The following is a 7,165-nucleotide window of genomic DNA, read 5'->3' on the forward strand; positions in this document are numbered from 1 at the left end:
CCTTTTAGTCGTGCTTCTGCTCTGTCGAGAACCGTTTGTTGATTGGCAGACGATAGACTAATAAAGCGGTCTAGTATGTCCACTGTCATCCAGTCGATCTGTTCTTCTTGCTTTGTTGTCTTCGGTTTAGCTGCTAATTTTTTTGCCTTCGGAGTTACGTCTTTAGTCTGTTTCTTTTGGGTGAACGAGAAAGAGAAACCTGTAATCGTGCGCCCTGCTTTGTGTTGTTCGTAGCTGACAGTGATGTCGGTGTGGGTGTTTATTTGAGTGATTGCAAAATCTAAAACTTTTTCTTTGAATTGCCCCATTCTTTTATATTCATTATTTTCGATACCTAACTTCTTTCTGAACTCTTCTAATTCAATGATTAAATTCCCTGTACTGCGCCAAGAAATAAGCAACTCATACAAGCGAATCGAATAGATACTAGTTAAATTACTTACTTGCTCTAATTCATAACTAGTGAAGTGTTTTTCTAATTGAGAGATTAAAGGAATAACATCATCAGAAAATCTAAAACGAATGAGAGCCTCATTATCAACATAAGATATACGTTGTACCCAACGACTAAGTACATTTTCAATATTACCTTTTGCATTTAGTTTCTGATAACTAAAGCGACGATCAAATAAACTTTTGCTAGCTTCTTTTAAAACAATATAAGCATTCTGAGGGGTTACATTAAAATGAGTCATGTAGGTTTCTGCGTGAACGGTTAAATCCTTATCAGTCGGATTACTCTTTTCTCTTGCTTCAAGAATAGCAAGAAGAATTAACCGCTGTTCAACTAAATCAAGGTTATAACTAGCATTGATAAGAGCATTATCTTTTACAATCAAATCTTTTTTCATATACCCATTCTCTAGCAAAAATATCATATAAGTACACTTTATTATATAAAGATAACTTATTCAATAACTAAGTGTACTTATGACAAATAACGGTGTACTTATATGTAAATAACGGTGTACTTATATGTAAATAACGGTGTACTTATATGTAAATAATGGTGTACTTATATGTAAATAAGTATTTGATTTTTAAATAAAAATAGCACCCTAAAAAGTATTAAAAAGTATTAAAAAGTATTAAAAAGGCGTGTGTGCGCACACACGCCTCGGCGCGTAAATAAATAAAGTAGTAGGTTTTTGATAGACTCTAGAGAATTGCTTTTTAAGAAATCAGCAAACACTAGGTCGCCTATCGGCGGCTCTTATCCCCCCTTAATCCCCCCAGTGGGGGGACATATCATCGCTAATGTGGCCTACGACTATCGCCAAACAAAAATTTTTAGGGTTGATAGGGGGGCGAATCCCTTGGTTTGTTCTAGCGAACGTCATCACGCCTCGACTGGTTGCGTTTTTGGCAACTGGTCTTAGGTTAATCGCGCCACTGGGTAAGGGGGTTTATCTGCTTGAGACGATGATTAAAACTGAGTAGGACAGTTTCAAGAAACGAAACACGACTAAAAACATAATTTTTAGGTGTTTTTAGGTTAAAAATGAAAATACAAGCAACCACCAACACAAAATATCAATGCTATGGCCTCTATTTTGCGTTTTAAGCGCGTTTAATTGTTTTTTTGTGCAAAGGTACTGCTTTTTTGAGAATCGCGCGTTATGCGCGATTTTTGAGGCCTTTTCTGTTTAAGTGGATATGCTTAATTTTCTAGACATGTTCGATGAAGTTTTTTATTGACCTTGTGGTACAAAATATTGTACTATGTTTAGTGAGAATATATAAATCTCATTTAGTGGCGATAGCCCGTATATAAAATTAACCAACTGTAAAGTTTTGGTTGTAATTAGCCCAAAAAATGGGCTTTCCGACTCGATTGGAAAATACAGAAATGAACGTACTTACTTTTAGCGAAGCCCGAGCCAGCTTAAAGCAAGCAATGGATAAGGTATGCGACGATCATCAACCTACGGTCATAACTCGGCAACGAGGAGAACACGTTGTTATGATGTCATTAGCAGATTTTGATAGCTGGCAAGAAACAATTTATTTGCTCAGCTCGCCTAAAAATGCTCAGCATTTAATGGAATCTATTGCCCAATTAAAAGCTGGTCGGATCCGAACTTTGGAGCTGACTGACAATGAAACAAAAAGACCGCAACAAACAAGCAGCTAAGGAACTAGCTGTTTCTTTTACTGATAATGCATGGGATGACTACCAGTATTGGTTACAAACAGACCAAAAAATATTTAATAGAATTAATGAATTAATTAACGAGTGTAAAAATAATCCATTTAAAGGTACTGGTAAACCAGAACCACTAAAAGATAATTTAACTGGTTATTGGTCGCGTAGAATAAATCAAGTAGACCGTTTAGTTTATCTTCCAGAAGATAATGCAATTTATATCGTGGCTTGCCGATTCCATTATTAGCGAAATCGGCCATCAAAGCCCTTCAAATGAAGGGCTTTATTTTTTAACACATAATCCTATTTGTTGAGTTGGACTCAAAGACTCTGCGTCCGTTGTTGGATGCAAAGCAAGTTTCTGATTGGGCACTCCTACATTAAAATAGCCATGATCAAAACTGTGTACAAAACGTAAATTTGCTTTGTTAAGCTTAAAGTGTCCACCTAAGCCTATATCACAATACAACAAGCCATTAGGCGAAAAATCATCACAATCAATATCTGACAAGGTGGCTTTGTCACCCAGTTGCAGCTCATATTTATTATTTTTACGAGTTGGCGTTGCAAAAATTTTGTAAATCACAGGCTTGAATTTTGTGATGTTAGGTATCCAACCTTGAGCCGCATCATAGACAAATCCTACTCTCGCTGTACTTTGGCACTCATACGCCAAGATTTTTTCATACGCGACGGCTTGGAAGCTCACAGTTGCCAACAAAGAAACAATTAACTTCTTCATAGTTAATCCTTGTTCTTCTGAGGTGGTATTGGATATGAACCCTCGTTGCCATTGTTAGCGGAGGCATTGCCAACTCTAGCGGTTCCACTGTTGACATCCTGTTCAACAAAGTCTTGTTGACCTGTTCTCTTTTGCTCAAGAGTGCTTTGTTGTTCGCTATGTGTGGTTGCCGTTTGACTGTAATGGTCACTGCATGACCGCGACATCAATGCCGCTAAGAACATTCTCGCGCTCGGACATGAGCGTCTCGCTGGAGGAGTCCTCGCCCTTTGAGCGCGGGGAGGATGTCAACAAATTAACCTTTTTTATGCCTCTCTACACGCTGATATAGCCAATAATATAAAGTGGGCAATACCACTAAGGTTAATAAGGTTGCAGAAATAATGCCCCCTATCACTACGGTGGCTAATGGTCGTTGGACTTCTGCACCAATACCCACATTCACTGCCATAGGCATAAAACCCAAAGCAGCGACCAATGCGGTCATTAATACAGGCCGTAGACGACTGATTGCTCCTTGTTGTATAGCTAACAACAAATCTACGCCGTTGTGACGCAATTGCCTAATTGCACTTAACATCACCAAACCATTTAACACCGCTACGCCTGATAAGGCAATAAATCCTACCCCTGCGGAAATTGACAGGGGAATGTCTCGCAAGGCTAATGCAATAACACCACCTGTTAACGCCAAAGGTACACCTGTAAACACTAACAAGCCATCTTTTAAACTGCCTAGACTGGCATACAACAATATCAATATGAGTAATAATGTGACAGGAATGACAATCATTAATCGTTGTTGTGCCGATTGTAATTGCTCAAATGTTCCGCCCCAACCTAGCCAGTATCCTGTAGGAACTGTAATAGTGGCATTAATTCGTTGTTGTGCTTCACTCACAAAAGAGCCTATATCACGCCCTCGCACATTGGCCGTTACCACAACACGGCGTTTGCCATTTTCGCGTGAGACTTGATTAGGTGCAGTATTTAATTGAAAATCAACTAACTCAGCCAGAGGAGTGGTTGCTTGATTATTGTTGGCTAATGGAACAGGTATCTTTTTTAAAGCTTCTATGTCTTGGCGTAATTGTTCGGGTAAACGTACAACCAAATCAAAACGCTTGTCACCTTCAAAAATATCACCTACTTTTTCACCTGCTATCAAACTCGTGATAACTGTCTGCACCTCTGCGCCTGTCAAACCATAACGTGCTATTGCTTCTTTGTTGGGCTGTAAGGTGAGCATAGGTAAACCTGTCACTTGCTCTACTTTTACATCAGCCGCACCTTTAATACTTTCTAAGACATGGGCAATTTGCTCCCCTGTTTCTAATAATTGTGCCATATCATCGCCAAATACTTTAACGGCAACATCAGAACGCACCCCCGAAATTAATTCATTAAAACGCATTTGAATGGGTTGGGTATATTCATAATTATTACCCATCACTTTTTGAGAGACGGCTTGAATATCAGCAACGACTTCAGCTTTAGTTTTGTTGGGATTTGGCCATTCGGAACGTGGTTTAAGCATGACAAAATTATCTGCAACACTCGGCGGCATGGGGTCGGTGGCAATTTCGGCAGTCCCTAATTTGGCAAAAATGGTTTGGACTTCGGGCAGCTTTTTTATTTCTGCTTCAAGTGTATATTGCATTTGTATAGCTTGCGTTAAAGATGTTCCCGGAATGCGTAGTGCATGTAAGGCGACATCACCTTCATCTAAAGAGGGAATAAACTCCGAGCCAAGCCGTGTTGCCAATAACACGCAAAATACCAATAAACTACCAACTCCTCCTAAGACAAACCAACGCTTAGCAAAAGCCTCTGTGAGTATTTTTTGATAACTATTGCGTAAATAACGCATCAAACGATGGTCACTTTCTTGAATATGACCCGTTGTAACCATCGCGATTGCGGCAGGCACAAAAGTCACCGATAACAGCATGGCCGCCATCAGTGCCATCACCACGGTGAGTGCCATTGGGATAAACATTTTGCCTTCAACACCTGTTAGCGTCAGTAATGGTAAATACACTACCATGATAATCAGTTGACCAAACAATAAGGCTTGTCTAGCGTCTTTAGACGCGTCAAATACCGTTTCAAATCGCTCACTGCGGGTCAATACTCTGCCTAATTGCTGTTGTCGTTCGACTAATTTACGCAAACTACTTTCAACAATGACCACAGAACCATCAATAATAATGCCAAAATCCAATGCCCCCAAACTCATTAAATTGGCACTCACTCGATTTGTGACCATGCCTGTAATGGTTAATAACATGGCTAAAGGAATCACCAATGCGGTAATTAATGCCGCGCGTAAATGCCCCAAAAACACAAATAACACGGCAATCACTAATAACGCGCCTTCAAGCAGATTTTTTTTGACGGTGTTGATGGTTGCATCAACTAAATGGGTGCGGTCATACACAGGTTTGGCCACAACACCGTCTGGTAAACTTTGCTGAATGGTATTTAGTTTGTCGGCAACACGCATCGAAACCATGCGCGAGTTTTCACCAATCAACATAAATACCGTCCCCAAAACAACTTCTTGAGCATCTTTGGTGGCCGCGCCTGTCCGTAACTCTTGCCCCAAATTGACTGTTGCTACGTCATTTAATCGAATCACTTGTCCATCTATCGTTTTAACGGCAATTTGGCCTATTTCGTCTAATGAAGTAAATTGGTTAGGTGAACGAATCAGATATTGCTCTCCCGATTTTTCAATATACGCCGCGCCTACATTGCTATTATTAGCAGATAAAGCTTGCATCACTTCTCGTATAGACAAACCGCGCATTTGTAATTCATGTAGCTTAGGAGCAACTACATATTGTTTAACATGACCACCAATGGTGTTTACTTCCGTCACACCTTGAACTTGACGCAGTTGTGGTTTCACAATCCAATCTTGAATAATGCGTAATTCGGTAGGGTCTAAGGGCTTTGATGCGTCTTGTTTATTTTCAACCGTGTACATAAAAATTTCGCCCAAACCCGTGGCTATAGGCCCCAACTCGGGGGTTATTCCTGTAGGTAATTGGTTACGCACACCTTGTAAACGCTCATTGACTAATTGTCGTGCAAAATAAATATCCGTGCCATCTTCAAAAATAACCGTGACTTGTGACAATCCATAACGTGACAAGGAACGTGTTTGTTTTAAGTGCGGCAAGCCTGCCAATACGTTTTCAATCGGAAAACTTAAACGACTCTCAACTTCTAAAGGTGAATATCCTTGTGCTTCGGTATTAATTTGTACTTGCACATTGGTAATGTCAGGTACAGCATCAATGGGTAAACGCAAATAGTTATAAACGCCTAAAATGGCTAAGGCGATAAAGATTAATAATATCAACCAACGTTGCACTAATGAAAAATGGACTACGCGGTCAAATAAACTCTTAGTGGTCATGGCTTGCTCCTGATTTTCCTAATTCAGCTTTGAGCAAAAATGAATTGCCTGCACCATAGACCTGATTGGCTTGTAAACCATTCAATACTTCAATATAGCCCTCAGAATGGCGACCTAATTCTAGCGGTCTGACTTCAAATTGTTCTCCCACACGAATAAAAACAACCTGCCAATCTCTAAAGGTTTGTACAGCATCTTCACGAATCGCCATTGGCACGGTTGTCATTTCCTTAATAATATTGACGTGAACTAATTGCCCTGCTTTCCATGATTGTGATGAGTTATTAAAACGAATAAAAGCAGAACAAAAAGAATTGTCGGCAAGGTTTGCTAAGGCCAAAGTTGGAGATTTTGTTAGAATTGAAAATATTCATTTTATGTTTAATTCAGAAAAAATCATTCCAGAATCATATGCAATTCTTGAAGAATTATACATGATTATGGTAGTAAATCCAAAACTGGTAATCAAAATAAACGGCAATATATGTTGTAACCCAAATACCTCAGTAACAAAACTTTCTTTTAGAAGAGCTTTAAAAATTTTTACTTTTTTGAAAGATAGAGGAATTCAAGTTAATAGATTAGCATATCATGGTTTTGGAAGTGGAAATCCAATTTACCCAATTCCAGAAAAAAATGAAACTGAACGAATTGCAAATAGAAGAGTAGAAATCTTGATTGTAAAAAAATGAAAAGACTAACCGTCATCTTTTTTTTATTTTTAATAACGAATTGTTTTGCTCAAAAACAATTTGAAGTTTTCTTTGACTTTAACATCGATTACCCTAATCAACAGTCAATAGAAAAGTTAAACACTTGGATTGAAAAGAATAAGAAGGCAAGAATTTTA

The 7,165-nt window shown here is 38.9% G+C and carries 7 protein-coding genes and 2 pseudogenes; 4 read left to right on the forward strand and 5 right to left on the reverse strand.

Translation table 11 applies throughout. The features are described 5' to 3' along the window. The coding region (gene repM / locus Q0212_RS05000) for a replication initiation protein RepM (protein ID WP_297923112.1) at window positions 1-851 on the reverse strand (851 nt) is incomplete at its 3' end. A gap of 998 nt (window positions 852-1,849) precedes the next feature. Here repM and Q0212_RS05005 point away from each other — a divergent pair. Together Q0212_RS05005 and Q0212_RS05010 are read left to right on the forward strand one after the other, a co-directional pair. Continuing rightward, window positions 1,850-2,134: a type II toxin-antitoxin system Phd/YefM family antitoxin gene (locus Q0212_RS05005; protein ID WP_297923116.1), complete on the forward strand. Its 285-nt coding sequence runs from the start codon at window positions 1,850-1,852 to the stop codon at window positions 2,132-2,134. Beyond that, entirely contained in the window at window positions 2,100-2,393 is a 294-nt protein-coding gene (locus Q0212_RS05010) for a Txe/YoeB family addiction module toxin (RefSeq protein ID WP_297923119.1), read from the forward strand. The genes Q0212_RS05005 and Q0212_RS05010 overlap by 35 nt, the downstream gene beginning before the upstream one ends. 36 nt (window positions 2,394-2,429) lie before the next feature. On the opposite strand, the gene Q0212_RS05015 is transcribed toward Q0212_RS05010, so the two are convergent. Both Q0212_RS05015 and Q0212_RS05020 read right to left on the reverse strand, forming a co-directional pair. Beyond that, on the reverse strand, window positions 2,430-2,888 hold the full coding sequence (locus tag Q0212_RS05015; RefSeq protein WP_297923122.1) for a hypothetical protein: 459 nt from the start codon (window positions 2,886-2,888) through the stop codon (window positions 2,430-2,432). Between the two features lie 2 nt (window positions 2,889-2,890). Further along, window positions 2,891-3,112 (reverse strand): hypothetical protein, encoded by a 222-nt coding sequence (locus tag Q0212_RS05020; protein ID WP_297923126.1) that lies wholly within the window; start codon window positions 3,110-3,112, stop codon window positions 2,891-2,893. Here Q0212_RS05020 and Q0212_RS05025 point away from each other — a divergent pair. Next, window positions 3,075-3,161: pseudogene (locus Q0212_RS05025) on the forward strand (RNA-guided endonuclease TnpB family protein); the annotation flags it as partial. The gene Q0212_RS05020 and the pseudogene Q0212_RS05025 overlap by 38 nt on opposite strands. Before the next feature lie 22 nt (window positions 3,162-3,183). On the opposite strand, the gene Q0212_RS05030 reads toward Q0212_RS05025, so the two are convergent. Further along, window positions 3,184-6,315 carry a CusA/CzcA family heavy metal efflux RND transporter gene (locus Q0212_RS05030; RefSeq protein WP_297923129.1) on the reverse strand — a complete coding sequence of 1,044 codons (3,132 nt, stop codon included), beginning with the start codon at window positions 6,313-6,315 and terminating at the stop codon, window positions 3,184-3,186. Then, window positions 6,305-6,589 (reverse strand): annotated as a pseudogene (locus tag Q0212_RS05035) (efflux transporter periplasmic adaptor subunit); the annotation flags it as partial. The gene Q0212_RS05030 and the pseudogene Q0212_RS05035, both read right to left, overlap by 11 nt. Before the next feature lie 103 nt (window positions 6,590-6,692). On the opposite strand from Q0212_RS05035, the gene Q0212_RS05040 reads away from it, so the two are divergent. Then, window positions 6,693-7,007, forward strand: coding sequence for an OmpA family protein (locus Q0212_RS05040; RefSeq protein ID WP_297923131.1), 315 nt, complete (start codon window positions 6,693-6,695; stop codon window positions 7,005-7,007). Window positions 7,008-7,165: the final 158 nt, after the last annotated feature.

The organism is uncultured Agitococcus sp. (assembly GCF_937920075.1).
Taxonomy (GTDB): Bacteria; Pseudomonadota; Gammaproteobacteria; order Pseudomonadales; family Moraxellaceae; genus Agitococcus.

Bases quoted from the DNA above. Each gene is read 5' to 3' on its own strand.
- Q0212_RS05030 (WP_297923129.1), bottom strand. From the start codon at position 6,315: ATGACCACTAAGAGTTTATTTGACCGCGTAGTCCATTTTTCATTAGTG.
- Q0212_RS05040 (WP_297923131.1), top strand. From the start codon at position 6,693: ATGTTTAATTCAGAAAAAATCATTCCAGAATCATATGCAATTCTTGAA.
- Q0212_RS05015 (WP_297923122.1), bottom strand. From the start codon at position 2,888: ATGAAGAAGTTAATTGTTTCTTTGTTGGCAACTGTGAGCTTCCAAGCC.
- Q0212_RS05010 (WP_297923119.1), top strand. From the start codon at position 2,100: ATGAAACAAAAAGACCGCAACAAACAAGCAGCTAAGGAACTAGCTGTT.
- Q0212_RS05020 (WP_297923126.1), bottom strand. From the start codon at position 3,112: ATGTTCTTAGCGGCATTGATGTCGCGGTCATGCAGTGACCATTACAGT.
- Q0212_RS05005 (WP_297923116.1), top strand. From the start codon at position 1,850: ATGAACGTACTTACTTTTAGCGAAGCCCGAGCCAGCTTAAAGCAAGCA.